Origin of the sequence: Micromonospora sp. WMMC273, from assembly GCF_027460285.1 — a bacterium.
Taxonomy (GTDB): domain Bacteria; phylum Actinomycetota; class Actinomycetes; order Mycobacteriales; family Micromonosporaceae; genus Micromonospora; species Micromonospora aurantiaca.
In genome coordinates, this window is the sequence record NZ_JAPZBE010000001.1 from 5560168 (window position 1) to 5583450 (window position 23283).

A 23283-nucleotide genomic window follows, 5' to 3' on the forward strand; every position below is an offset into this window, starting at 1 on the left:
CGTCACCGCCGCGATCGCGCTGACCGCCTGGTCACACCCCGGCCGGTTCCGCAACGAAGCCGCCTTCGCCTCACTCGCCGGCGTCAGCCCCGTCCCCGCCAGCTCCGGGCGCATCACCCGCCACCGCCTCAACCGAGGCGGCGACCGCACCCTCAACGCCGCCCTGCACACCATCGCCAAAACCCGCCAACGATGCCACCAGCCCACCAAGGACTACATCAACCGCCGCACCACCGAAGGCCGCACCCCAGCCGAGATCACCCGCAGCCTCAAACGCTACATAGCCCGCCAAATCTGGCGCACCCTCGAAGCCACCACTTGACAGCAACCTTCACAGATCTTGCACTGGCCGCGCCGGCAGAACGGGTCAACACGCCCGCACCGAGGGCCGGAAGTACAAGATCGCGGGGGTGAGGCGGGCGGGGGCCAGGGCGAGGGCGAGGGCGAGGGCGGTCAGATGGTGCAGTTGATGAGGACGGGCTCGGGGTGGAGGGTTACGCCGAACCGGGACTGGACGCCGTCGCGGATCTCGCGCGCCAGCGCCACCAGGGCGGCCGTACTGGCGGTGCCGGAACGGTTCGTGAGCGCCAGCGTGTGCTTGCTGGAGATGGCGACGCCCTCCGGGCCCGCGTACCCCTTGCCGAACCCGGCCTTGTCGATCAGCCACGCCGCGCTGACCTTCACCGCGCCGTCGGCACCAGGCCAGTGCGGCGGCTCCCCCACGTCGGCGGCGCGTTCCCGCATCTGCTCGAACACCTCGCCCGGCAGCACCGGGTTGGTGAAGAACGAGCCCACCGACCAGGTGTCCGGGTCTGCCGGGTCGAGCACCATGCCCTTGCCGGCGCGCAGCTTGCGCACCGTGGCGCGGGCTTCGGCGAGCGGCACCCGGTCGCCCACCTCGACGCCGAGCGCCCGGGCCAGTTCGGCGTAGCGGACCGGGCCGGACAGCGGGGACCGGGTGAGCCGGAAGTCGACGGTGAGCACCACCCAGCGGTCGCTGTACTTGAAGATGCTGCCCCGGTAGACGAACCCGCAGTCCGCCGCGGCGATCCGCACCACCTCGCGGCGGGTACGGTCGTACGCCTCGACGGCGACGATCGTCTCGGCGACCTCCTGGCCGTACGCGCCGACGTTCTGGATCGGGGTCGCGCCGGCCGAGCCGGGGATGCCGGAGAGGCACTCCAGCCCGGACCAGCCGCGCTCGACGGTGGCGGCGACGAGGTCGTCCCACGGCTCGCCGGCTTCGACACGTACCGTGACGGTGTCGCCGTCCTCGGCGACGGCCCGGAACCCCCGGGAGCGGACGAGCACGACGGTGCCGGGGAAGCCCTGATCGCCGATCACGACGTTGCTGCCGCCGGCCAGCACCAGTACGGCCTGCTCGCGGGCTTCCGCTTCCTGCACCTTCAGCACGATCTGGGTGGCGTCCTCGGCGGTCTCCAGCCGCCCGGCGGGTCCGCCGAGCCGGAGCGTGGTGTAGCGCGCCAGGGTGGCCGGATCGGTCGGTTCACCGGCAGTAGCCGGTTCGGCGTAGACGTCTGACACGCCTTTCACCCTAGGCTGAGGGGTAGCCGGAGCACCCACTGGTGGCCCGGTCACCCCCGGGAGGATGGCGATGAGCAGACTGCACCACACGAAGGACTTCTGGATCGGCGCGCTGCGCACGGAGGGCCCCGCCTTCGCCACGGCGGTGGCCGAGGCGCCGCCCGAGACACCCGTGCTGTCCTGTCCCGGCTGGACTGTCACCGACCTCGCTCATCACCTGACCCGCGCGTACGTCTGGGTGGGCACCGTGCTGTCCACGGGCGGCACCACGCGCCCGGAGCGGCACGACCCGGAGCCGCCGGCGGGTCTGACCGCGGCGCAGTGGTACGCGCAGGAGTACGAGCGGATCACCGCGCTGCTGGAGGCGACGGATCCGGAGGCGCCGGCCTGGAACTTCGCGCCCCAGCCGAAGAAGGCGGCCTTCTGGCCGCGCCGGATGGCGCACGAGACGGCCGTGCACCGCTGGGACGCCCAGCTCGCGATCGGTGCGGGTGATCCGATCGAGGCGAAGCTCGCGGCCGACGGGGTGAGTGAGGTGCTGGACACGTGGCTGCCGGCGGGACGGCGGGTGCAGCCCGGGCAGTGGCGCGGCGTGGTGCAGCTGAACGCGACCGACGCGGCACAGGAGTGGTACCTGCGGTTGCGGGGTGAGGGGGTCGCGCTGCTGGACACCGCGACGATCCTCGACCACGACGACCACCGCGCGCGGGCGCAGGTGTCGGGTACGGCGAGCGATCTGCTGCTGGCGCTGATGGGCCGGATCAGCTTCGACGCGCTGGACGTGGCGGGCGACCCGGCCCTGCTGGGGGGCCTGCGGGTCGGCTGACGACGGGCACCGGGCGGAGAGGGGCGGAGGCCGCTCCTCTCCGCTTCTTTTCGGACCGCTCTGAGAGCGCTCTCTTGACAAGGTCCGGGACCCTCCACCACGCTGTCGTGAGAGCGCTCTCTTAGTTCCGGAACCGCCTTCCACCACCCGTTTCGACGACCCGAGAGGTCAGGACAGCATGCTCACCTTCACGCGCCGCCGCCTGGCGGCGGTTGCAGTGGTCGCCGCCACCGCGCTGCTCGGCACCACCGCCTGCGGCGGCGGCGACGATGCCGCCGCCGACGGGCCGATAACGCTCACCGTCGACGTCTTCGGCCAGTTCGGTTACGCCGATCTCTACCAGGAGTACATGGCCAGCCACCCCGGCGTGAAGATCGTCGAGCGCGGCACCGGCGGCAACCTCGACGAGTACTCCCCGAAGCTCACCCAGTGGCTCGCCGCGGGCAAGGGCGCCGGTGACGTGGTCGCCATCGAGGAGGGCCTGCTCGTCGAGTACAAGGCCAACCCGCAGAACTTCGTCAACCTGCTCGACCACGGCGCGGCCGACCTGAAGGGCAACTTCCTCGACTGGAAGTGGAACCAGGGGCTCACCGCCGACGGCAAGCAGCTCATCGGCCTCGGCACTGATGTCGGCGGCATGGCGATGTGCTACCGCACCGACCTGTTCGCCAAGGCCGGCCTGCCCACCGACCGGGAGGCGGTCTCCAAGCTCTGGCCCACCTGGCAGGACTACATCAAGGTCGGCGAGCAGTTCACCGCGAAGAAGACCGGCGCGTCGTTCCTGGACGCCGCGACGAACACGTTCAACACGATCCTGCTCCAGACCGCCGGCAACAGCAGCGGCTACAGCTACTACGACACCGGCAACAACCTGGTCGTCGGCAGCAACCCGGCGGTGAAGCAGGCGTACGACACCACGATGGACATCATCGACTCGGGGCTGTCCGGCAAGTACGGCTCCTGGTCCGAGGAGTGGGTGTCGGCGTTCAAGCAGTCGAAGTTCGCCACCATCGCCTGCCCGGCCTGGATGACCGGCGTGATCGAGGGCAACGCGGGCGCGGGCGCCAAGGGCAAGTGGGACATCGCCCAGATCCCCGGCAACGGTGGCAACTGGGGCGGCTCGTTCCTCGCCGTGCCGAAGCAGAGCAAGCACCAGGCCGAGGCGATCGAGCTGGCCAAGTTCCTGACCAGCGCCAAGGGTCAGATCGGCGCGTTCAAGGCGAAGGGTCCCCTGCCCTCCTCGCCGCAGGCGCTGGAGGACCCGGCGATCATCGACTCGAAGAACGCCTACTTCTCCGAGGCGCCGGTCGGGAAGATCTTCGCCGAGGGCGCCAAAAGCCTGAAGCCGGTCTACATGGGACCGAAGAACCAGGCCGTACGCACCGAGGTCGAGAACGCCGTCCGCAGCGTCGAGCTGGGCAAGCGCTCACCGGAGCAGGGCTGGACCGACGCGGTCGCCAACGCCGAGAAGGCCGCCGCCAAGTAACCCGAGCAGCGCGTGCGGGCGGCCACCCGGCCACGGGGGCCGCCCGCACGGCGGAAAGGAGTCCCGGGTCATGGCCGTCCAGCTCGACGCCCGCCCGCCGGTCGCACCGGCACCCCGCCCCACCCGTCCCGGCCTGGGCAACCGGCTCAGCCGACTCGACACGAAGTACTCGCCGTACCTGTTCATCGCCCCGTTCTTCCTGCTGTTCGGCGTCTTCGGGGCGTACCCGCTGGCGTACACGTTCTGGGTCTCGCTGCACGACTGGGACCTGCTCGGCGCCGAGCACCCGTTCATCGGCTTCGACAACTACACCCAGTTGCTCGCCGACTCGGACTTCTGGCACTCGGTGGTCAACACGCTGGGCATCTTCGTGATCTCCACGGTGCCCCAGCTGCTGGCCGCGCTCTGGCTGGCCAACCTGCTCAACCGGCAGCTGCGCGCCCGTACCACCTGGCGGATGGCGGTGCTGATCCCGAACGTCACCTCGACCGCCGCCGTGGCGATCGTGTTCGCGGTACTGTTCGGCCGCGAGTTCGGCATGATCAACTGGCTGCTCGACCACGTCGGGATCAACGCGATCGACTGGAAGGCGAACCGGTTCGCCGCCTGGGTCGCCATCTCCACGATGGTCGACTGGCGCTGGACCGGCTACAACGCGCTGATCTTCCTCGCCGCCATGCAGGCCATCCCCCGCGACCTGTACGAGTCGGCGTCGATCGACGGCGCCGGCCGGGCCCGGCAGTTCTGGTCCATCACGGTGCCGCTGCTCAAGCCGACGATCATCTTCGCGGTCATCATCTCCACCATCGGCGGCCTCCAGCTCTTCACCGAGCCCCGGATGTTCAACTCCGGCACCAACGCGATCCGCGGCGGACCGCTGCGCGAGTCGCAGACGGTGACCATGTACATGTTCGAGAACGCCTTCGCACCGCACTACAACTTCGGCTACGGCTCCGCCGTCGCCTGGCTGCTGTTCGCCCTCATCGCCGTGGTCGCGGCGATAAACGTCCTGCTCCTGCGCCGGCTCGGCGGCGGCTCCCGCAAGGAGGTCTCCCGATGACCCGCCTCTGGTCGGCCAGCCGGCTCACCTACCTGGCGCTGACGCTCTCCGCCGTCCTGTCGATCTTCCCGATCTACTGGATGTTCGTGGTGGCCAGCCGGACCAGCGACACGATGGGCCAGGTGCCGCCGCCGCTCACCCCCGGCGGCAACCTCGGCGCCAACATCGCCCGGCTGTTCGACAACACCGACGCGTACTTCCTGACCGGCCTGATCAACTCGGCGATCGTGGCCACCACCGTCACGATCTCGGTGGTGTTCTTCTCCACGCTGGCCGGGTTCGCGTTCGCCAAGCTGCGCTTCCGCGGGCGCAACGCGCTGCTGCTGGTCATCGTCGCCACCATGATGGTCCCCACCCAGCTCGGCGTGATCCCGCTCTACCTGCTCATGACGAAGCTGAACTGGAACGACCGGCTGCCCGCCGTGATCGTGCCGGCGCTGGTCACCGGCTTCGGCGTGTTCATGATGCGCCAGTACGCCGGCCAGGCCGTGAGCACCGAGCTGATCGAGGCGGCCCGGATGGACGGCTGCAACACCGCGCGGATCTACTGGAACGTGGTGCTGCCCGCGCTGCGCCCGGCCGCCGCCGTCCTCGGCCTGCTCACGTTCATGACCACCTGGAACGACTTCCTGTGGCCGTACGCGGTGCTGAACGACCCGGAGAACCCGACTGTCCAGCTGTCGCTGCGGGCCCTCTCCGACGGGTACTACCAGGACATGTCGCAGGTGTTCACCGGCACGGCCATCGCCACGCTGCCGCTGCTGCTGGTGTTCGTCGTCTTCGGCCGCCAGATCATCGGCGGGATCATGGAAGGTGCGGTCAAGGCATGAGCAACGTCCGATTCCCGGAGGGCTTCGTCTGGGGCGGGGCCACCGCCGCGTACCAGATCGAGGGCGCCGCCCGCGACGACGGTCGCGGCCCGTCGATCTGGGACACCTTCAGCCGTACGCCGGGCGCGGTGTTCGCCGGCCACACCGGCGACGTGGCCTGCGACCACTACCACCGGTACGCCGAGGACGTCGCGCTGATGGCCGAGCTGGGGCTGCGGGCGTACCGGTTCTCGGTGTCCTGGCCCCGGGTGCGGCCGGACGGCACCGGCCCGGTCGAGCCGCGCGGGCTGGACTTCTACGACCGGCTGACCGACGCGCTGCTGGACGCCGGCATCGACCCGATCGTCACGCTCTACCACTGGGACCTGCCGCAGGCGCTGGAGGACCGGGGCGGCTGGACGGTACGGGAGACCGCCGAGCACTTCGCCGAGTACGCGCTCGCCGTGCACGGCCGCCTCGGCGACCGGGTCCGCACCTGGACCACGCTCAACGAGCCGTGGTGCTCGGCCTACCTCGGGTACGGCTCCGGGGTGCACGCGCCGGGACGCCGCGACGCCGGTGACGCGTTCCGCGCCGTACACCATCTGCTGCTCGGCCACGGCCTGGCGGCGCGGGCGCTGCGCGCGGCCGGCGCGGAGACGCTCGGGATCACGCTCAACCTGGCCGACGTGCAGCCGGCGGACGCGGGCAGCGCCGCCGACGCCGAGGCGGTCCGGCTGGTCGACGGCCTGCACAACCGGATCTTCCTGGACCCGCTCACCGGCGGCGGCTACCCGGCGGACGTGCTGGCCCACGTCAGCCGGATCGTCGCGCCGGACTTCGTCAGGGACGGGGACGAGAAGCTGATCGCCGCGCCGCTGGACCTGCTCGGCCTGAACTACTACGCGCCCACCTACGTGGCCGGGCGTGCGGGCGGCGCAGGCGGCGACGCGTACCCGGGGACCGCCGGGACCGTCGAGTTCCTGCCGCCGGCCGGGCCGCTGACCGACATGGGCTGGTCGATCGAGCCGGCCGGGCTGACCCGGCTGCTGGAACGCGTGGCGGCCGACTGTCCCGGGCTCCCCCTGATGATCACCGAGAACGGCGGGGCGTTTCCGGACACCGACGTCGACGAGCAGGGCGGGGTTGCCGACGCCGACCGGGTCGCCTACCTCGACGGGCACCTGCGCGCCGCGCACGAAGCCATCGCCCGCGGCGTGGACCTGCGCGGTTATCTCGTATGGTCGGTGCTGGACAACTTCGAATGGGCCGAGGGTTACCGGAAGCGGTTCGGGATCGTCCACGTCGACTACCTGACCCAGCGGCGCACACCAAAGCACAGCGCCCGCTGGTACCAGGAGGTGATCGCCCGGAACGGGCTGTGACGAGGTGGTGGTTACGGGGATGACGACGGCACAGCGACCGACCCTGGAGGCGGTGGCCCGGCTGGCCGGCGTGTCCCGGGCCACCGTCTCCCGGGTGGTGAACGGCTCGACCACAGTCGCCGAGCCGATCCGGCAGGCGGTACGCCGGGCGGTCGAGGAACTCGGGTACGTCCCGAACCTCGCCGCCCGCAGCCTGGTCACCCAGCGGACCGACTCGGTGGCGCTGGTGCTGCCCGAGGCGGCCACCCGGGTGTTCTCCGACGACCAGGTGTTCCCGGGCATCATCCGGGGCGCGGCACAGGAGCTGGAGGCGGCGGACAAGCAGCTCGTGCTGATGCTCGCCGGTTCGCCGGCCGGGCACGAACGGGTCGAGCGGTACACCACCGGGCGGCACGTCGACGGGGTGCTGTTCGCCTCGCTGCACGGCGAGGACCCGCTGCCCGGCCGGCTCGCCCGCCTCGGCATCCCGGTGGTGTGCAGCGGGCGGCCACTCGACGGCGCCGACGTGCCGTACGTGGACGTCGACCACGAGGGCGGCGTGAGCACAGCCGTCCAGCACCTGATCGCAAACGGGCGGCGGCGGATCGCCACCATCGCCGGGCCGCAGGACATGGTCGCCGGGATCGAGCGGCTGATCGGCTACCGCAGCGCGATCACCGACGCCGGGCTGCCGGAGCTGGTCGCGTACGGCGACTTCACCCGGGAGTCCGGCACCGCCGCGATGCGCGAGCTGCTCGCCGCCGACCCGGAACTGGACGCCGTGTTCGCCGCCTCCGACCTGATGGCGCACGCCGCCCTGCGGTCGCTGCGGGAGGCCGGGCGGCGGGTGCCCGAGGACGTGGCGGTGATCGGGTTCGACGACATCGAGACGGCCGCGTACACCGAGCCGCCGCTGACCACGGTGCGGCAGCCGATAGTGGAGCTGGGCCGGTCGATGACCCGGCAACTGCTGCGCATCGCCGCGGGCGAGCAGGTCGAGCAGGCGCTGGTGCTGCCGACGGAGCTGGTGCTGCGCGAGTCCGCGTGATCATCCGGTCGCGCTGATTATCCGGTCGCGGGCGGGCGGCGGCGGGGCTAGGGTCCGCCGGATGAGTGGAGCCGAGATCCGTCCCGCCCGCCCCGACGACGCGCCCGCCGTGGTGGCGTTGCGCGCGCTCGTCTTTCCCTATCTGGTGCGCGGAGTCGAGTCGACCCGCCGCATGATCGCCGAACCACCGCCCGGCGAGGACTGGGCCGGCTGGGTCGCCGAGGCGGACGGGCAGATCGTCGGCTGGGTGTCGGCGTACCGCAACACGCAGACCTCGACACCGGGCGTGGGCGAGATCGCCCTGCTGCACGTGCATCCGGAGCACCGCCGCCAAGGCGCCGGCACCGCGCTGTTCGACACCGCGCTCGGTCACCTGCGGACGCTCGGGACCACCCGGGTGCTCACCCACGCGCGCACCGAGTCGCTGCCGTTCGCGCAGCGGCACGGCTTCACCGCCAGCCGGGAGTTGCGCTACTCGGCGCTGGACCTGACCACCGCCCCGCCGATGCCGCAGCCGCCGCCGGGCGTACGGCTGGTGTCCGCCGCCGGGCTCGACCCGCGCCAGGTGCACCGGGTCGACGCCGAGTCGTCCCGGGACGAGCCGGGGGACGTGCCGACGGACGCGCTCGGCTTCGACCTGTGGCGGCACGAGTGCTGGGACAACCCGGGGCTGGACCGGGAGGCGAGCACGCTCGCCGAGGTGGACGGGGAACTGGTCGCGCTGAGCCTGGTCAAGCGGGACGGCGACCGGATGTGGTCGGACTTCACCGGCACGCTGCCCGCGTACCGGGGACGCGGGCTGGCCCGGCTGACCAAGCAGGCCGCGCTGCACGCCGCCGCCGCTCGCGGGGTACGGACCGCGTACACCTCGAACGACGAGGCGAACGCGCCGATGCTGGCGGTGAACGAGCGGCTCGGCTACCGGGCGGTGGACAGCCAGTGGTCGTGCCGGCGCAAACTCATGTGAGCCCGGCGGCCACCCGCACCGCCGTCGCGTACGTGTCGGCGCCGAACAGCACCAGCCGGGCCTCGGTGACGTGCGCCGGGGTGGCCGCGTGCAGCACGGTGAGCGCCTGCGCCACCGCGTCCTCGACCGGCCAGCCGTAGATCCCGGCGGAGATCAGCGGGAACGCGACCCGTGTCGCGCCCAGCCCGTCGGCGATGCGCAGGCTGTTGGCGTAGCAGTCGCGCAGCAGCGCCGAGCGGTCCTCGCGCGGCGAGAAGACCGGCCCGACCGTGTGCACCACCCAGCGGGCCGGCAGGTTGCCGGCGGTGGTGGCGACGGCCTGGCCGGTGGGCAGCCCGCGCGGGTAGCGGGAGGCGCGCAGCGCCTCGCACTCCTCCAGGATCGCCGGCCCGCCCCGGGCGTGGATCGCGCCGTCGACTCCCCCGCCGCCGAGCAGCGACGAGTTCGCGGCGTTGACTATCGCGTCGGCCTGCTGCGCGGTGATGTCCCCCTCGACCAGGACGGTGTCCATCTCAGCTCTCCTCGACGGGCTGGCCCAGCGAGCGGCGGGCCAGCAGCGCGGCCCCGGCGACGGCGGCCGGCATGACCAGCACCGCGCCGAGCGGGATCAGGAAGCACAGGAAGACCGCCACCCCGAAACCGAGCGCGGTTGGGCGGTCGGCCCGCAGCCGCGCCCGCCGGTCCGGCAGCCGCATCCCGCGCCGGTAGAACGGCGCGCCGACCAGCTCCAGCGCCAGGAACCAGCCACCCACCAGGGCGCCGACCACCGGGACCACCGTCTGTCCCACCACCGGGATGAAACCGGCCGCGAACAGGGGTACGCCGATCAGCGCGGACAGCGCCACCAGGCGCAACGAGTCGGCGACGCTGCGCCGCAGCGAGGACCAGAGCGGCACGTCCACCGCGCCGGGGGTGCCGCCGAGGCGGTCCTCGACCCGCTCCGAGATCGCCTCGTAGAACGGGTCACCGATGACGAGCGTGACGGCGGTGAACGTGAGCACGCCGACCAGCCCGGCGACCCCGACCACCGCCAGCCCGGCGGCGACCCGCAGCAGCCCGCGCCAGGGCGACGACCAGTCGTCGGCGAACGGGGTGAGCCAGCCCGCCAGGTCGTCGACGAAGTAGAGCAGCGTGGCGAACAGGGCCACGTAGAGCGCGCCGGTGATCAGCGCCGGGATCACGCCGAGCAGCATCAGTTTCGGGCTGCGGACGTACATGCCGAAGCCGCGCAGCAGCAGCCCGGCGCCGCCGAGGAAGCGGGTGGCCGCGCCGGTGACCGGCGCGATCGTACGGGAGGCGTTCACGACGGCACAGCCTAGTGGGCCGGTGCACCACAATGGGCCGGTGCGTGCATCCCGGCTGATCTCGCTTGTGCTGCTGCTCCAGTCCCGGGAGACGATGACCGCCGCCGAGCTGGCACGCGAGCTGGAGGTGTCCGAGCGGACCGTCTACCGGGACGTGCTGGCGCTCTCCGCCGCCGGTGTCCCGGTGTACGCGGACCGGGGCCGGGCCGGCGGCTACCGGCTGCTGGGCGGCTACCGGACCCGGCTGACCGGGTTGAGCCGGGACGAGGCCGAGGCGCTCTTCCTGGCCGGGTTGCCCGGACCCGCAGGGGACATGGGACTTGCCGACTCGGTGGCCGCCGCCGAGCTGAAGGTGCTGGCCGCGCTGCCGCCGAGCCTGCGGGACGCGCCGGCTCGTACCGGGCAGCGGTTCCACCTGGACGTGCCCGGCTGGTTCCGGGAGACCCCGGCGCCGCCGACGCTCGCCGAGCTGGCCCGGGCGGTCTGGCGGGACCTGATGGTGGAGCTGCGCTACCGGCGCGGGGACCGGGAGGTGACCCGCACGGTTGCGCCGTACGGGCTGGTGCTGAAGAACGGGGTCTGGTACCTGGTCGGCCGGGTCGGTGACGGCTGGCGGACGTACCGGGTGGACCGGGTGGTGGCGGTCGAGGTGAGCGCCGACGGCTTCGAGCGGGACGAGGACTTCGACCTCGGCGCGTACTGGCGGGAGCAGGCCGGCGCGTTCCTGCGCGAGCTGCTGCGGGAGCGGGTGACGGTGCGCCTGGGCCCGGCCGGGTTGCGGGCGCTGCGGCACCTGGTGGACGCACCGTTCGTCTACACCGAGGCGGTGGACGCGGCCGGGCCGCCGGACGAGCAGGGCCGGCTGGTGCTGCGGCTGCCTGTCGAGTCGGTCGACGTCGCGTACGGCCAGTTGCTGGCGCTCGGCCCGGAGGTGGAGGTGCTGGCGCCGCCGCGCCTGCGGGCACGCTTCGCCGAGGCGACCCGCCGCGCGGCGGCGCTCTACACCGATCCGCCGTCCGACGGTCAGCGGTAGCCGTCCGGGTCGGCCGGCTTGCCCGGCTTGACCACCTCCTCGTAGTAGCGGGCCCAGTGCGGGCGGCTGCCGTCGACGTCGGTGAAGCCGTACACCTGGGCCAGGCCGCCGCTGTCCAGCGACTGCCCGTTCCAGCGGGCCCGGTCCGGGTCGGCGGCCAGGGCGGCGACCGCGCGGCCGACGAACGCCGGCGTCTCCGACATGACGAAGTGCGGTTCGGTAGTCGCGGCGTCGCGCCAGTTGGACTCGGTGACGCCGTAGTGTTCCAGCATCGCCTCCGAACGCAGCCAGCCCGGCGTGAGCGCGACGGCGGTGCAGCCGTGCGGGGCCAGTTCGTGCGCCTGGCTGAAGCCGAGCCGGTTCACCGACACCTTCGCCAGGTCGTAGAAGACCGACAGGCGGTACTCCCTGTCGTTGTGCTCCTTGGTGCCGTCGCCGACCTCGACGACCAGGCCGCCCGGGTTGCGGATCAGCAGCGGCAGCGCGAAGTGGCTGGTGATGATGTGCGTGTCGACGGCCAGCCGCAGCGTGCGGAAACCGGCGTCGAGCGGCTGCTCCCAGACCGGCTTCTCCCAGGTGATCAGCGGGTCCGCGCCCCAGACGTCGTTCACCAGCACGTCGAGGCGGCCCTGCTCGGCGTCGATCCGCCCGACCAGGGCGCGTACCTGCTCGGGGTCGAGGTGGTCGACGGCGACGGCGATGCCGGTGCCTCCGGCTGCCGTGACCAGCTCGGCGGTCTCCTCGATCGTCTCCGGCCGGTCCATCTCGGAGCGGCGCTCCCGGGTGGTGCGGCCGGTGGCGTAGACGGTGGCCCCGGCGGCGCCGAGCTGCACGGCGATCTGCCGGCCGGCGCCCCGGGTCGCGCCCGCGACGAGCGCGACAGTTCCGGTCAGTGGTGAGTTCATGGGATCACCGTGTCAGCGATACCTGACAGCGGAAGTCCGGTTTCCCGAACGAATCGGATAAGCGATCATCACCGGTATGCACCTGCTGCTGTCCGGGATCGTCGGCTCGGTCGCGTACGGGCTGGCCGGTCCCGGCTCGGACACCGACCGGATCGGCGTGTTCGCCGCGCCCACAGTGGCGTTCCACGGCCTGCGCGCGCCGCGCGAGTCGGTGGTCACCACCGATCCGGACGTCACGCTGCACGAGGCCCGGAAGTACGCGCTGCTGGCGCTGAGCGGCAACCCGACCGCCACCGAGCTGATGTGGCTGCCCGAGGACTGCTACGAGACCCGTACCGGGTTCGGTGAGGAGCTGATCGCGATCCGCTCGGCGTTCCTCAGCGCGCCCCGGGTCCGCGCCGCCTACCTCGGGTACGCCTCGCAGCAGTTCCGCAAGCTCGCCACCCGCTCGGCGGACAGCGGCGGCCGGCGGCGCTCGGCGAAGCACGCCCGGCACCTGGCCCGGCTGCTGCACCAGGGCCGGACGCTGTACGCGACAGGCGTGCTGGAGATCCGCCTCGCCGATCCGGAGTGGTTCCGCACGTTCGGCGAACGGGTCGCCGGTGGCGCGCTGGACGAGGCGCAGGCCCTGGTGGCGGCCGCCGAGGCGGAGTTCGGCCGGATCCGCTCACCGCTGCCGGAGCGCCCGGACGAGGAGACGGTGGAACGCTGGCTGCTCGCCGTCCGGGCGGCGTACCTGCCGCGCTGAGCGGGTCAGTCCGCCAGGCGTACGCGTACCCGGCGGTTGGCCCGCCCCTTGCTCTCCACCTTGACCACCTGGACCTTGCCGATCTGGGCGGTGGAGGCGACGTGCGTGCCGCCGTCTGCCTGCACGTCCAGCCCGACGATGTCGACGATCCGCACCTCCTGCTCCTCCGGCGGGATCAGGTTCGACTGGGTACGGATGATGTCCGGCAGGGCGAGCGCCTCGGCGCGCGGCAGCACCCGCACCGCCACCGACCGGTCGGCGGCCACCTCGGCGTTCACCAGTTCCTCGATGCGGGCCTTGAAGTCCGGCGGCACCTCGGGGAGGTTGAAGTCCATCCGCGCCTCGCCCGGCTCCATGTTGCCGCCGGTGACGAGCGCGCCGAAGTCGCGGAACACCACGCCGCAGAGCACGTGCAGGCCGGAGTGGGTACGCATCAGCATGGTCCGGCGGGCGTCCTCCACCGCGCCGGCCACCTCGGTGCCGACCGGCGGCACCGGATCACCCTCGGCCGGGATCAGCCACAGGTCGTCGCCCTTGCGGGTGCCGACGATCCGGGTCTGTACGCCCTGCCAGAGCAGCACCCCGTGATCCGGCGGCTGCCCGCCGCCACCGGGGTAGAACGCGGACCGGTCCAGCACGATGCCCTGCTCGGAATCGGCCTCCAGCACCCGGCAGGTCCACTCGCGCAGGGTCGGGTCGGCGAGGTCGAGCCGGTGCGTACGGCCGTGGTGTGTGACGCCCATGGTGGCCGACGTTACCCGTTCAGGAACTCCGAGACGCGCTCCCGCAGGTCGGCGCGCTCGGTCCAGAGGACGCCGGGGCGGTCGTACACGTGCAGTGTGGCGTTCGGCAGCGCGGCGGCGAGCCGCTCGGCCACGGCGACCGGATGCAGGTCGTCCTCGGCGGCGGCGATGACCAGGGCCGGCGCGGTGACCGCGGCGAGCGACCCGGCGTCGTCGAGCGGGGCCTGGGCGGGCAGGTCGGCCAGCCCCGGCGCGAGCCCGTCGCGCAGCAGTTGATCGAGCCGCTGCCGCAGGTACGCCCACCCGGCCGGGGTGTTGCGCACCGACGGCGGCAGTTCCAGCGACACCGCGTCGGCCAGTGCCGAGGCGTCGCCCTCGGCCACCGCGTCGAGCAGGCCGGTGAGCCGGGCGCGGGCCACCTCGCCGCGCGGTGTGTCCAGCACGGCGGGCAGGAAGAAGACGAGCCTCTCGAAGCGTTCCGGGCTCTCCGCGAGCAGCCGGCAGAGCGCGCCCGCGCCGAGGCTGGCACCGAACGCCCGGGTCGCGCCGCTCAGGTCCGCCATCGCGCGCAGGTCACGGGCGAGGTCCAGGTAGCTCCACCGCCCGGGCGGGGAGTCGGAGCGCCCGTGCCCGCGGAACTGGAAGAAGATGCGCCGCCCGGCGACGCCGCTGCCGAACGGGCGCGTGGTGGCGATGCCGCTGCCCAGCCCGTGCGCGAACACGGTGACCGGGTCACCGGTGCCGGTGACCAGTCGTTCCAGGCTCACCCCGTGCGGGGTGGCGACCAGCTCCGTCTCCGGCTCGGGCAGCGCGGGCCGCCCGGTCCGGGGCGCGCCGGGGCCGGGCCCCCAGGTGCGGGGACCGCCGTCCGGCGGCGGGGGCCAGCGGAAACCTCTCACCAGGACCCTCGGCCGTCGTGCAGATCCCGCAGGCCGGGCCGCACGTCGAGCAGGTAGATCAGACCGGCCGCGATGCCGATCAGTCCGAACAGGCTGATCGGGCCGAAGCCGAGCAGGGTCAGCAGCAGGCAGACCGCCAGAATGGCGACCCAACCGCCCTTGGGCAGCGTGCCGAGCGCGGCGAAACCGTCGCCGCGCTGGGTGACCGCGTGCACCAGCGCCACTCCCTGTACGACCAGGGCGAAGACGAGCAGGATCAGCTGGATCACGTCTTGGACTGCGAACGCGAAGATCGGCGCGGCGATGGCCATGGGGGCAAGCTTATGCCGAGACCCCGGAAACGTCCGACAAGACGTTGTCCGGGGTCCGGTGGAGCATCAGGTCACTCGGCGGCCGGGCGGGTCCGCTTCGTGGCCTTCGGCAGCTTCGCCGACGGGGTGGCCGGCTTGGTCGCCTTGGTGGCGGTCGTCTTGGCGGCGGCCTTGGTCGCGGTCGCCTTGGTGGCGCGGGTGCGCTTCACCGCGGCCGGCTTGGCGGCCACCGCCTCGGCCACCTCGGCCGGGGTGGGCACCTCGGTCGTCGCGGCGGCCTTCGGCGCGGTCTCCGGCTTCGCGGTGATCTCGGTCTTCGGGGCGACCTCGGTGCCGGTCGCTGCGGTGGCCTCGATGTCGGCGTTCACCGTGTCGGCGGCCTCCAGCACGCCGGCGCCGACGACGCGCTCACCGCGGGCGACCAGCTCGGCGTACGCGGCAAGCGCGCGCTCCTGCGCGGCGTGCGCCCCGGCCACCACGACGGCGGCGTTGCGGGTGGCGGCCTCGCGGAGCTTGTCCAGGTTCGCCGCCTCGCGGAGCTTCTCCAGGTTGGCGGCCTCGCGCAGCTGGTCGAGGTCGGTGGCGACGGCGCGCTCGCGCAGCCCGGTGGCGGTCTGGTTGGCGGTCTTCAGCGTCTCGGTGGCCTTCTGGCGCAGCTCGAAGCCGGTGACGACGGCCTTGCCGCCGAGGTCGGTCACGACCCGGGTGCCGAGGCCGCTGACCACGGTGGGCAGCTTGCGCAGCTGCTCCAGGGCCAGCTCGCCGGCGCCGGCGGCGGCGTAGAGGGGTGCGGGGATGCGGTTGGTCTTCGGCTGGGTGGTCATGACTGCTCCTCTTCGGCCGCACCGGCGGCCTTCCGGGCCGCCCGGCGGGCGGTCGTGTCCTGCGGGGCGGCGGTGGTCGGGGCGGGCGCGGTGGTCGGGGCGGGCGCGGCACCCGCTTCGGTGACGGCCACCGATTCGAGGACCGCCTCGGTCGGCGTGCCCTCCGGCGTGACCGGACCGGTCGCGGCCGCCGCCACCGTCGCCGGGGCCTCCGGCGCGGCGGCCGGCTCGGTCGCGCCGGCCGTCTCCGCCGTCGTGGCCGCCTCGGTCGCCTCGGCCAGGCGGGCGTTCTCGCGCCGGAACGTCTCGTAGATCTGGGTGAGCGACTGCTTCTGGGCCATGGTCAGCTCGGGGTCGACGGCGATCGCCGCGAGCACGCCCTGGCCCTCCTTGTCGTCCAGCAGCCCGGCACGCAGGTACATCGCCGGGGTGGAGACACGAAGCGCGCTGGCGAGCTGCTGGAGCACCTCGGCACTCGGCTTGCGCAGCCCGCGCTCGATCTGGCTCAGGTAGGGATTGCTGACGCCCGCCTGCTCGGCGAGCTGGCGCAGTGAGATCTTCGCGTTGCGCCGCAGGTCGCGAATGAACCCGCCGACATCGGGAAGGTCCTTGCTGGTGGCCATGACTCAACGCTAGCTCGGTCCGCTAACTCCTGCAAGCAAAACGCTAGCCAGAGTTAGCAGGGTCACCACAGGCGGGTTGCGGAGGCCATGTCCGGTCCGTACCGTTCTCCCCCGTGACCAAGATCGATATCAACGGTGCCCGGCTCGCGTACGACGAGAGCGGCACCGGCACCGCCGTGGTGCTGCTGCACGCCGGCATCGCCGACCGGCGGATGTGGCGCGGGCAGATCCCGGCGCTCGCGCAGCGGCACCGGGTGATCGCGCTGGACCTGCGCGGCTACGGCGAGTCGGAGCTGCCGCCCGCGCCGTTCGCCCACCACGACGACGTGGTCGGGCTGCTCGACGCGCTGGGGATCGAGCGGGCCGCTCTCGTCGGCTGCTCGTTCGGCGGCCGGGTCGCGGTGGACACCGCGCTCGCCCACCCGGAGCGGGTCTCGGCGCTGGCACTCTTCGGCGCCCCGGTCTCCGGCAACGAGTGGTCCGAGGAGACCGAGCAGCTCTGGGAGGAACTGGTCGGCGACGTGGACCCGGAGGACTTCGCCGCCACCGCCGCCGGCGAGGTGCGGTTCTGGGTGGTCGGCCCGACCCGCCGCCCGGAGGACGTCGACCCGGAGCTCATCCGGTTCGCCGAGGAGATGGACCGCCGCGCGCTCGCCGCCGAGCAGGCGCTGAGCGCGATCGAGGTGGGCGAGCTGGACCCGCCGGCCATCGACCGGCTGGGCGAGCTGCACGTACCGGTGCTGGTCGGCACCGGCGCCGACGACCTGGCCGACATCCGCCGCCTGGCCGACCGCATCGCCGACGAGGCCCCCCAGGGCGTACGTATGCCGGACGTCCCCGACGCGGCCCACCTGCTCCCCCTGGAGCGCCCCACCGAGACCAACGCCGCCCTCCTGCCCTTCCTCCCCTGACCTCCCCCTTTGCCCTGTTGATCTTGCACTTGCGGCCCTCGGTGTGCCCCGGGATGAGCGATTTGCCGGGGCAGCAAGTGCAAGATCGCCGGGGTGGAGGGCGGGGGCGGGTTACCAGAGAGGGCGGATGGCTCCTACCGGGAGGCCGCCGCCCAGCAGGGGTGACTCGGCGTACTCGGTCAGAACGGGGGCGCGCACGTCCAGGCGGGCCAGGGCGGACACCAGGACGGGCGTGCGGCCCCTCGCGGCGCCGTCGTCGATCTTCAGAGCCACGGCGCCGACCTCCGGGATCGCCGCCGCGATCACACCCTCCGCACCGATCTTGGCGAGCAGACCGGGTACGCCCCGCATCAGCCGGGTGTCCTCCGCCTGGGTGCCGCCTACCAACTCCGGGTACGTCCGCATCGCGTCCGCCACCGTCCGCTCGACGGTGCCCGGCTCGGCCTCGACCAGCCGCAGGAACGCCCGCGCCAGCCCGGTCAGCGAGACGGCGAGCACCGGCGCGCCGCAGCCGTCCACCCCGACCGCCGCCGCCCGCTCACCGGCGAACTCCTCGATCGTCGCGGTCAGGCACTGCTGGAGCGGGTGCTCCGGCTGCCAGTAGCCGTCCAGCGGCCAGCCCGCCGCCAGGCAGGTACGCACCATGCCGGCGTGCTTGCCGGAGCAGTTCATCAGCACCCGGGCCGGACCGCCGCCGGCCCGCAGCACCGCCTCCCGGGCGGCCTCGCCGAACGGCAGGTCCGGCGGGCAGTGCAACGCCTCCTCGGTCAGGCCGGCGTCGCGCAGCAGCGCGGTCACCCGCTCGACGTGGAACTCCTCGCCGGCGTGGCTGGCCGCGACGAGCGCGATGTCGGCCGGATCGGTGAACGGCAGGCCGGCCCGCAGCATGCCGATCGCCTGCATCGGCTTGCTCGACGAGCGGGGGAAGATCGGCGAGGTGACGTCACCGGCCCCGGCGACCGGCTCACCGGCGGCGTCGAGCACCACCACGGAACCCCGGTGGACGCCCTCCACGAAGCCGGACCGGACCACCTCGGCGAGCGGCACGCCGCCCTCGTACGTTTTTCCCACGGTATGGACGGTACCGAGCAGACGGACCCGGTCGGCGGCGGGGTGACCTGCGACGTCGACCGGGGCGGTACGGGGCCGGAGCCGGGTGCGCCGCTTACCGGACGGTAGCCGGGAGGCCGAGCAGCGTACGGGCCTCGGCGGTGGTCAGCGGAGGCCGCTGGGCGAGCTGGGCGAAGCCCACCGCCCGCGCGACGAGCTGCATGTTGGACTCCACCGGGCGGCCCTTGGCGTACGTGACCGTGTCCTCCATGCCGACCCGCAGGTGACCACCGGTCGACAGCGAGGCCAGCATCACCGGGATGGTGCTGCGCCCGATGCCGGTGGCCGAGAACGTGGTGCCCTCGGGCAGGTCGCGGAGCATCTGCTGGGCCGCCACAAGGGTCGCCGTGGTGCCGGGCATGCCACCCGGCACGCCCATCACGAAGTCGACGTGCACGTGCCCGCCGTGCGGCAGGCCGTACTTGCCGAGCAGCCGCTGCAGGGCGGTGAGGTGGCCCAGGTCGAAGATCTCGTACTCGGGGACGACGCCCCGCTCCTGCATCCGGGTGTGCAGGTCGACGATGAACTCCCACCGGTTGAGGAACACGTCGTCGCCGAAGTTGACGGTGCCCATGGTGCAGGAGGCCATGTCCGGCGCGGCGTCGAGCACCGCCAGCCGGGCCGACTCCGGGTCTGTCACCGCGCCGCCGGAGGAGAGCTGCACGATCAGGTCGGTGCTCTCCCGCAGCGCCGTCACCGTGTCGCGCAGCCGCCCCTGGTCGAGCGTGGGCCGCGCGTCGTCGTCGCGGATGTGGACGTGGATCACGGCGGCGCCGAGCGCCTCGCACTCCTTGGCGGTCAGCAGCAGCTCGTCGAGCGTCACCGGCAGCGCCGGCACCTCCGCCTTCGCCGACTCCGCGCCGGTGGGGGCAACCGTGATCAACGTCCCTGTCGTCATGCCCCGGATCCTAGACCGGCACCCGGCACCGGGTCGACCGCAGAATTTCCGGTGCGAGCGGCGTCATGAAGGGATCCTTCCGTCACCGAGGGCGTTACGAAGGGGCCCTTCCTTACCCGTCGATGGCGGCGGCGCTCTCGCCGACGAGCAGGCGAGCGTCGTCGGGCGTGTTGCGCTTCAGCACGGCGAGCGCCACCTGACCCAGCTCGAAGTGCTGCACGGCGGTGCCCACGAAGCCGACCGTCCGGCCGTCGAGCGTCACCGGCGTACCGGCGACCGGCGGCTGGTCGCTCGCCACGCCGTCCAGGTGCAGCAGGACGAGCCGGCGGGGCGGCTTGCCGAGGTTGTGCACCCGGGCGACCGTCTCCTGCCCCCGGTAGCAGCCCTTGTCCAGGTGCACGGCCGGGGCGATCAGGTCCACCTCGGCCGGGATGGTCCGGTGGTCGGTGTCCACCCCGGCCCGGGCCCGCTTGGCGGCCACCCGGATCGCCTCGTACGCCCACAGCCCGGCCACCGGCACCCCGGCACCGCGCAGCTCGGCCACCACCGCGTCCATAGCGGCCCGGGGCACGAGCAGGTCGACGCCGAGCGCCACCCGCCGGGCCCAGCCGCCGACCGGGAGCGGCTTGACGTCGTACACCACGGAGGGCCGCGCGGGCAGCTCGCCGGAACGGAACTTCGGACCCGGCACCGCTGCGACGTCGGGCGCGGCCAGCCCGGTCACGCCGAGCGTGTCGAGCGCGCCCTGCGCCTCCGGCCCGACCAGCGACAGCAGCGCGTGGTCGGCGGTGGCGTCGCGCGGGTCGACCCTGCTGAAGAACCGCATCTTCTCCAGGTATGACAGCAGGCCCTCGGTCATCCCCGGCTCGGTGTCCAGCCAGGTGGTCTCGCCGTCGTCGGCGACCATCGCGTGCTGCTCGACGTGCCCGTGCGGGGAGAGCACCAGCAGCTCGGTGCCCTGCCAGGGGGCCAGCGCGGCCAGGTGCTGGCTGGTGAGCGTGTGCAGCCAGCTGATCCGTTCCTCGCCGGGGACCGCGACCACGCCCCGGTGGGAGCGGTCGACCAGGCCCACACCGGTGGCCAGGAGCCGCTGCTCGCGCATCGGGTCGCCGTAGTGGGCGGCCACCGGGCCGACGCCCGCCGCCCGGTGGGCCGGTTCCGGCTGGTCCCGGGTCTGGTCGTCGATGGCGTCGGTGGTCACCGCGCCCGCGATGTCGATCATGTGCGTTCCCCGTCCTGTGCGCAGCGGCCGCAGACCCCGAAGAGCGCGACGTGCCCGATGTCGACCTGGAAGCCGCGCTGCTCGGCCAGCTGGTCGGCGAGCGGGCGGAGCATCTCCGGGGCGATCTCGTCGATCGCCCCGCACTCCCGGCACACCAGGTGCACGTGCTGGTGCTCGCCGGCCGCGTGGTAGGTCGGCGAGCCGTGCGACAGGTGCGTGTGCGTGACCAGGCCGAGCCGTTCCAGTAGCTCGAGAGTGCGGTAGATGGTGGTGATGTTGACGCCGGCCGCCACCTCACGGACCGCGGTGTGCACCTGCTCCGGGGTGGCGTGCCCCAGATCCAGGACGGCCTGGAGCACCAGCTGCCGCTGCGCCGTCAGCCGCAGCCCGCGCGAGCGGAGCATTTCCGCGAGGGAGGATTCGGACACCGTTCGATCATAGTTCGGCCGCCGCGCGGGCCGGCCCGCCGCCGGGGGTACGCCACTACGCTGCGCCAATGGGTACGACACGGGTGGCGGTGCTCAGCCGGGGACTCGTACCGGCGGGTGAGCCGGTGCTGCGCGGCGACGACCGGGGTGTCCTGCACGGCGACGGCCTGTTCGAGACGCTGCACCTGCGCGACGGCCGCCCCTGGCTGCTGGAGCCGCACCTGGCCCGGCTGCGGGCCGGCGCGGCGGCGATCGACCTGCCACTGCCCCCCGATGCCGCACTCGTCGAGCTGCTGGACGAGGTGCGCGCCGGCTGGCCCGCCTGGACCGAGGGCGCGTTGCGGCTGGTCTGCACGCGGGGACCGGAGGGCGGCGGGCCGCCCACGGTGTACGCCACGCTGGGCGAGGTGCCGGAGTCCGCCCGGGCGGCCCGGCGCACCGGGGTGACTGTGGCCACGCTGCCGCTCGGGGTGGCCGCCCGGTCCCGCCCTGAGCTGGGGTGGCTGCCCAGCGGTGTGAAGTCCACCTCGTACGCGCTCAGCACCGCCGCCCGGCGCTGGGCGCAGCGGACCGGCGTGGACGACGTGCTCTGGGTCTCGACCGACGGCTACGTGCTGGAGGGCCCCACCGCGAACGTGGTGTGGCTGCGCGGCGGCACGCTCTGCACGGTCCCGGCGGCGGAGACCGGCGTGCTGCCCGGCGTGACCGCCCACCACCTGCTGAGCCGGGCGGCCGAGCTGGGCCTGACCCCGGCCGAGCACCTGCCCACGGCGGCCGACCTGCACGAGGCCGAGGCGATCTGGCTGACCAGCTCGCTGCGCGGCCCGGTGGAGGTCACGTCCCTGGACGGAACCCCTCGCCCGGGTTCCCCCCTGACCCCGAGGCTGCAATCTCTCCTGAACTTCCCCCGTCCCCCACTCGGTGGATCATGAAGTTGGCGGCGTTCGTTGTCCGATTTGTCGCCGCCAACCTCATGATCGACGCGATCACACGCAGGGGAGGGGTCAGGGGCGGGGTCAGCCGGCTACGCGGGTGAGGCGGGCGGAGAGGTGCGGGCTCAGGGGCTGACCCACCGCGGCCATCTCCTGCGCGTAGAGCAGGGCGCCCTCGACGATGCCGAACAGCCGGGCTCCGGCGGTGACCTCCTTCGCCGTGGCGGTACGCACGACGGCGTCGGTGGCGAACTCGATCTGAGTGCCCTTGCGCTTGCCGATGTGCAGCTCCATCACGCCGGTCGGCGTGGTCATCAGCGCCTCCAGCTCGTCCGTCACCCGCTCACCGTCGAGCACCGGACGCCACCAGCCCACCTCACGACCGGCGGGACGGACCGGACGGCTCTGCTCGTCGAGGATCCACGCCCGCGACTCGTAGAACAGGAACGGCCTGCCGTCGTGGCTGATCCGGATCTCCTGCGCGTAGTCGAAGTCCTCGATCGTCGGGAACCCACCCCGGCCCCGGCCGCGCCACACCCCGATGTACGGCAGCAGGCCGTCCAGGCTCGGGTGCAGCTTCGGGCCGACGCGCAGGTCGTGGCTCTCCTCGTACGGGTACTCCTCGACCGGCGGCGCGTTCAACCACGGCGGCTGAAGCGGATTCTCACTATTCACAGCGCCACCTTCGTTCGCGACTGCGGGGCTCGCAAAACCGGCTCTCTCCTCGCGCTCACCATTTACCTCTAGCGATTCGCACTGCGACATAGACCAGGCCACCGGCGAGCGCGCCCAGGCCGGCGACCAGCAGGCTGACGAACCCGATCTCGGTAACCATCCGGACCATCCTATGCTGGCGTCATGGCGCGCACTCTCGTCGTCAAGGCCACCGCCGGCGCGGACTCACCGGAACGCTGCGCCCAGGCGTTCACAGTCGCCTCCACCGCAGCCGCAGCCGGGGTGGACGTGTCGCTCTGGCTCACCGGTGAATCCACCTGGTTCGCACTGCCCGGGCGGGCGGAGACGTTCGAGCTGCCGCACTCGGCGCCGCTCGGTGAACTGCTGCACGTGGTCCTGACCACGGGCCGGGTGACCGCGTGCACCCAGTGCGCGGCCCGGCGGGACATCGGACCGGGCGACGTCATCCCCGGCGTACGCATCGCGGGCGCCGCGGTGTTCGTCGAGGAGGCGATGGCCGAGGGCGCGCAGGCGCTCGTCTACTGAGCGGGCCCGCCCGGGTCGTCCACTCTGACCGGTGAGCCGATCCTGGCCCGACATGTCCGGATTACG

28 protein-coding genes are annotated in these 23283 nt (G+C 72.9%); 13 read left to right on the top strand and 15 right to left on the bottom strand.

The window, feature by feature from the left end; all coding sequences use genetic code 11:
• Positions 1 to 19: 19 nt before the first annotated feature.
• Positions 20 to 322 (top strand): transposase, encoded by a 303-nt coding sequence (locus O7611_RS25805; RefSeq protein ID WP_442929397.1) that lies wholly within the window; start codon positions 20 to 22, stop codon positions 320 to 322.
• A 131-nt stretch (positions 323 to 453) separates the two neighbouring features.
• On the opposite strand, the gene O7611_RS25810 is transcribed toward O7611_RS25805, so the two are convergent.
• A complete protein-coding gene (locus O7611_RS25810) occupies positions 454 to 1545 on the bottom strand; it encodes a UDP-N-acetylmuramate dehydrogenase (RefSeq protein WP_194801810.1) in 1092 nt (363 codons plus the stop codon).
• A gap of 70 nt (positions 1546 to 1615) precedes the next feature.
• On the opposite strand from O7611_RS25810, the gene O7611_RS25815 reads away from it, so the two are divergent.
• From O7611_RS25815 to O7611_RS25845, 7 genes are all read left to right on the top strand, one after another.
• Positions 1616 to 2371, top strand: coding sequence for a maleylpyruvate isomerase family mycothiol-dependent enzyme (locus O7611_RS25815; protein WP_269697722.1), 756 nt, complete (start codon positions 1616 to 1618; stop codon positions 2369 to 2371).
• Positions 2372 to 2549: 178 nt separating this feature from the next.
• Positions 2550 to 3857 carry an ABC transporter substrate-binding protein gene (locus tag O7611_RS25820; RefSeq protein WP_121683308.1) on the top strand — a complete coding sequence of 436 codons (1308 nt, stop codon included), beginning with the start codon at positions 2550 to 2552 and terminating at the stop codon, positions 3855 to 3857.
• A 70-nt stretch (positions 3858 to 3927) separates the two neighbouring features.
• Positions 3928 to 4917 (top strand): carbohydrate ABC transporter permease, encoded by a 990-nt coding sequence (locus tag O7611_RS25825; protein WP_194801812.1) that lies wholly within the window; start codon positions 3928 to 3930, stop codon positions 4915 to 4917.
• On the top strand, positions 4914 to 5747 hold the full coding sequence (locus tag O7611_RS25830) for a carbohydrate ABC transporter permease (protein ID WP_121683310.1): 834 nt from the start codon (positions 4914 to 4916) through the stop codon (positions 5745 to 5747). Before O7611_RS25825 ends, O7611_RS25830 begins: the two co-directional genes overlap by 4 nt.
• The gene (locus O7611_RS25835) at positions 5744 to 7111 is read left to right on the top strand and encodes a GH1 family beta-glucosidase (RefSeq protein ID WP_194801813.1); all 1368 of its coding nucleotides are present in this window, start codon (positions 5744 to 5746) and stop codon (positions 7109 to 7111) included. Before O7611_RS25830 ends, O7611_RS25835 begins: the two co-directional genes overlap by 4 nt.
• A 19-nt stretch (positions 7112 to 7130) precedes the next feature.
• Positions 7131 to 8138 (top strand): LacI family DNA-binding transcriptional regulator, encoded by a 1008-nt coding sequence (locus tag O7611_RS25840; protein WP_194801814.1) that lies wholly within the window; start codon positions 7131 to 7133, stop codon positions 8136 to 8138.
• A gap of 61 nt (positions 8139 to 8199) precedes the next feature.
• The gene (locus O7611_RS25845) at positions 8200 to 9105 is read left to right on the top strand and encodes a GNAT family N-acetyltransferase (RefSeq protein ID WP_194801815.1); all 906 of its coding nucleotides are present in this window, start codon (positions 8200 to 8202) and stop codon (positions 9103 to 9105) included.
• On the opposite strand, the gene O7611_RS25850 is transcribed toward O7611_RS25845, so the two are convergent.
• Together O7611_RS25850 and O7611_RS25855 are read right to left on the bottom strand one after the other, a co-directional pair.
• Positions 9098 to 9616, bottom strand: coding sequence for an O-acetyl-ADP-ribose deacetylase (locus tag O7611_RS25850; protein ID WP_269697723.1), 519 nt, complete (start codon positions 9614 to 9616; stop codon positions 9098 to 9100). The two genes, O7611_RS25845 and O7611_RS25850, sit on opposite strands and share 8 nt — an antisense overlap.
• A 1-nt stretch (position 9617) precedes the next feature.
• Entirely contained in the window at positions 9618 to 10409 is a 792-nt protein-coding gene (locus O7611_RS25855; RefSeq protein WP_194801817.1) for an EI24 domain-containing protein, read from the bottom strand.
• Between the two features lie 40 nt (positions 10410 to 10449).
• Here O7611_RS25855 and O7611_RS25860 point away from each other — a divergent pair, with 40 nt between their 5' ends.
• A complete protein-coding gene (locus O7611_RS25860; protein WP_194801818.1) occupies positions 10450 to 11442 on the top strand; it encodes a helix-turn-helix transcriptional regulator in 993 nt (330 codons plus the stop codon).
• Here the strand turns inward: O7611_RS25860 and O7611_RS25865 are convergent.
• Positions 11433 to 12347: an SDR family oxidoreductase gene (locus tag O7611_RS25865; protein ID WP_269697724.1), complete on the bottom strand. Its 915-nt coding sequence runs from the start codon at positions 12345 to 12347 to the stop codon at positions 11433 to 11435. The two genes, O7611_RS25860 and O7611_RS25865, sit on opposite strands and share 10 nt — an antisense overlap.
• A 76-nt stretch (positions 12348 to 12423) precedes the next feature.
• On the opposite strand from O7611_RS25865, the gene O7611_RS25870 reads away from it, so the two are divergent.
• Positions 12424 to 13095, top strand: a complete 672-nt coding sequence (locus tag O7611_RS25870) for a nucleotidyltransferase domain-containing protein (protein ID WP_194801820.1) — start codon at positions 12424 to 12426, stop codon at positions 13093 to 13095.
• 5 nt (positions 13096 to 13100) lie between these two features.
• Here O7611_RS25870 and O7611_RS25875 read toward each other — a convergent pair whose 3' ends face one another.
• From O7611_RS25875 to O7611_RS25895, 5 genes are all read right to left on the bottom strand, one after another.
• On the bottom strand, positions 13101 to 13838 hold the full coding sequence (locus tag O7611_RS25875) for an alanyl-tRNA editing protein (RefSeq protein WP_194801821.1): 738 nt from the start codon (positions 13836 to 13838) through the stop codon (positions 13101 to 13103).
• An 11-nt stretch (positions 13839 to 13849) separates the two neighbouring features.
• Positions 13850 to 14737 carry an alpha/beta fold hydrolase gene (locus O7611_RS25880; protein ID WP_194801822.1) on the bottom strand — a complete coding sequence of 296 codons (888 nt, stop codon included), beginning with the start codon at positions 14735 to 14737 and terminating at the stop codon, positions 13850 to 13852.
• The gene (locus O7611_RS25885; protein ID WP_013288803.1) at positions 14734 to 15048 is read right to left on the bottom strand and encodes a DUF2516 family protein; all 315 of its coding nucleotides are present in this window, start codon (positions 15046 to 15048) and stop codon (positions 14734 to 14736) included. The genes O7611_RS25880 and O7611_RS25885 overlap by 4 nt, the downstream gene beginning before the upstream one ends.
• A gap of 71 nt (positions 15049 to 15119) precedes the next feature.
• Positions 15120 to 15872, bottom strand: a complete 753-nt coding sequence (locus tag O7611_RS25890; protein ID WP_269697725.1) for a hypothetical protein — start codon at positions 15870 to 15872, stop codon at positions 15120 to 15122.
• On the bottom strand, positions 15869 to 16495 hold the full coding sequence (locus O7611_RS25895) for a helix-turn-helix domain-containing protein (protein WP_269697726.1): 627 nt from the start codon (positions 16493 to 16495) through the stop codon (positions 15869 to 15871). The genes O7611_RS25890 and O7611_RS25895 overlap by 4 nt, the downstream gene beginning before the upstream one ends.
• Before the next feature lie 113 nt (positions 16496 to 16608).
• Between O7611_RS25895 and O7611_RS25900 the strand changes: the two genes are divergently transcribed.
• On the top strand, positions 16609 to 17406 hold the full coding sequence (locus O7611_RS25900; RefSeq protein ID WP_194801825.1) for an alpha/beta fold hydrolase: 798 nt from the start codon (positions 16609 to 16611) through the stop codon (positions 17404 to 17406).
• A gap of 111 nt (positions 17407 to 17517) precedes the next feature.
• Here O7611_RS25900 and O7611_RS25905 read toward each other — a convergent pair whose 3' ends face one another.
• From O7611_RS25905 to O7611_RS25920, 4 genes are all read right to left on the bottom strand, one after another.
• Positions 17518 to 18498: an asparaginase gene (locus tag O7611_RS25905; RefSeq protein WP_194801997.1), complete on the bottom strand. Its 981-nt coding sequence runs from the start codon at positions 18496 to 18498 to the stop codon at positions 17518 to 17520.
• A gap of 73 nt (positions 18499 to 18571) precedes the next feature.
• A complete protein-coding gene (locus O7611_RS25910) occupies positions 18572 to 19414 on the bottom strand; it encodes a 3-keto-5-aminohexanoate cleavage protein (RefSeq protein ID WP_194801826.1) in 843 nt (280 codons plus the stop codon).
• Between the two features lie 112 nt (positions 19415 to 19526).
• A complete protein-coding gene (gene ygfZ, locus O7611_RS25915; RefSeq protein WP_194801827.1) occupies positions 19527 to 20636 on the bottom strand; it encodes a CAF17-like 4Fe-4S cluster assembly/insertion protein YgfZ in 1110 nt (369 codons plus the stop codon).
• Positions 20633 to 21040, bottom strand: coding sequence for a Fur family transcriptional regulator (locus O7611_RS25920; RefSeq protein ID WP_194801998.1), 408 nt, complete (start codon positions 21038 to 21040; stop codon positions 20633 to 20635). The genes ygfZ and O7611_RS25920 overlap by 4 nt, the downstream gene beginning before the upstream one ends.
• A gap of 92 nt (positions 21041 to 21132) precedes the next feature.
• Here O7611_RS25920 and O7611_RS25925 point away from each other — a divergent pair, with 92 nt between their 5' ends.
• Entirely contained in the window at positions 21133 to 21996 is an 864-nt protein-coding gene (locus tag O7611_RS25925; protein WP_269697727.1) for an aminotransferase class IV, read from the top strand.
• Between the two features lie 84 nt (positions 21997 to 22080).
• Here O7611_RS25925 and O7611_RS25930 read toward each other — a convergent pair whose 3' ends face one another.
• Together O7611_RS25930 and mtfM are read right to left on the bottom strand one after the other, a co-directional pair.
• Positions 22081 to 22671 carry an FABP family protein gene (locus O7611_RS25930; RefSeq protein ID WP_026268511.1) on the bottom strand — a complete coding sequence of 197 codons (591 nt, stop codon included), beginning with the start codon at positions 22669 to 22671 and terminating at the stop codon, positions 22081 to 22083.
• A 55-nt stretch (positions 22672 to 22726) separates the two neighbouring features.
• Positions 22727 to 22831, bottom strand: a complete 105-nt coding sequence (gene mtfM / locus O7611_RS25935) for a small membrane protein MtfM (protein ID WP_013288813.1) — start codon at positions 22829 to 22831, stop codon at positions 22727 to 22729.
• Positions 22832 to 22854: 23 nt separating this feature from the next.
• Between mtfM and O7611_RS25940 the strand changes: the two genes are divergently transcribed.
• Positions 22855 to 23217 carry a DsrE family protein gene (locus O7611_RS25940; RefSeq protein ID WP_135242222.1) on the top strand — a complete coding sequence of 121 codons (363 nt, stop codon included), beginning with the start codon at positions 22855 to 22857 and terminating at the stop codon, positions 23215 to 23217.
• The last annotated feature ends 66 nt before the right edge of the window (positions 23218 to 23283 follow it).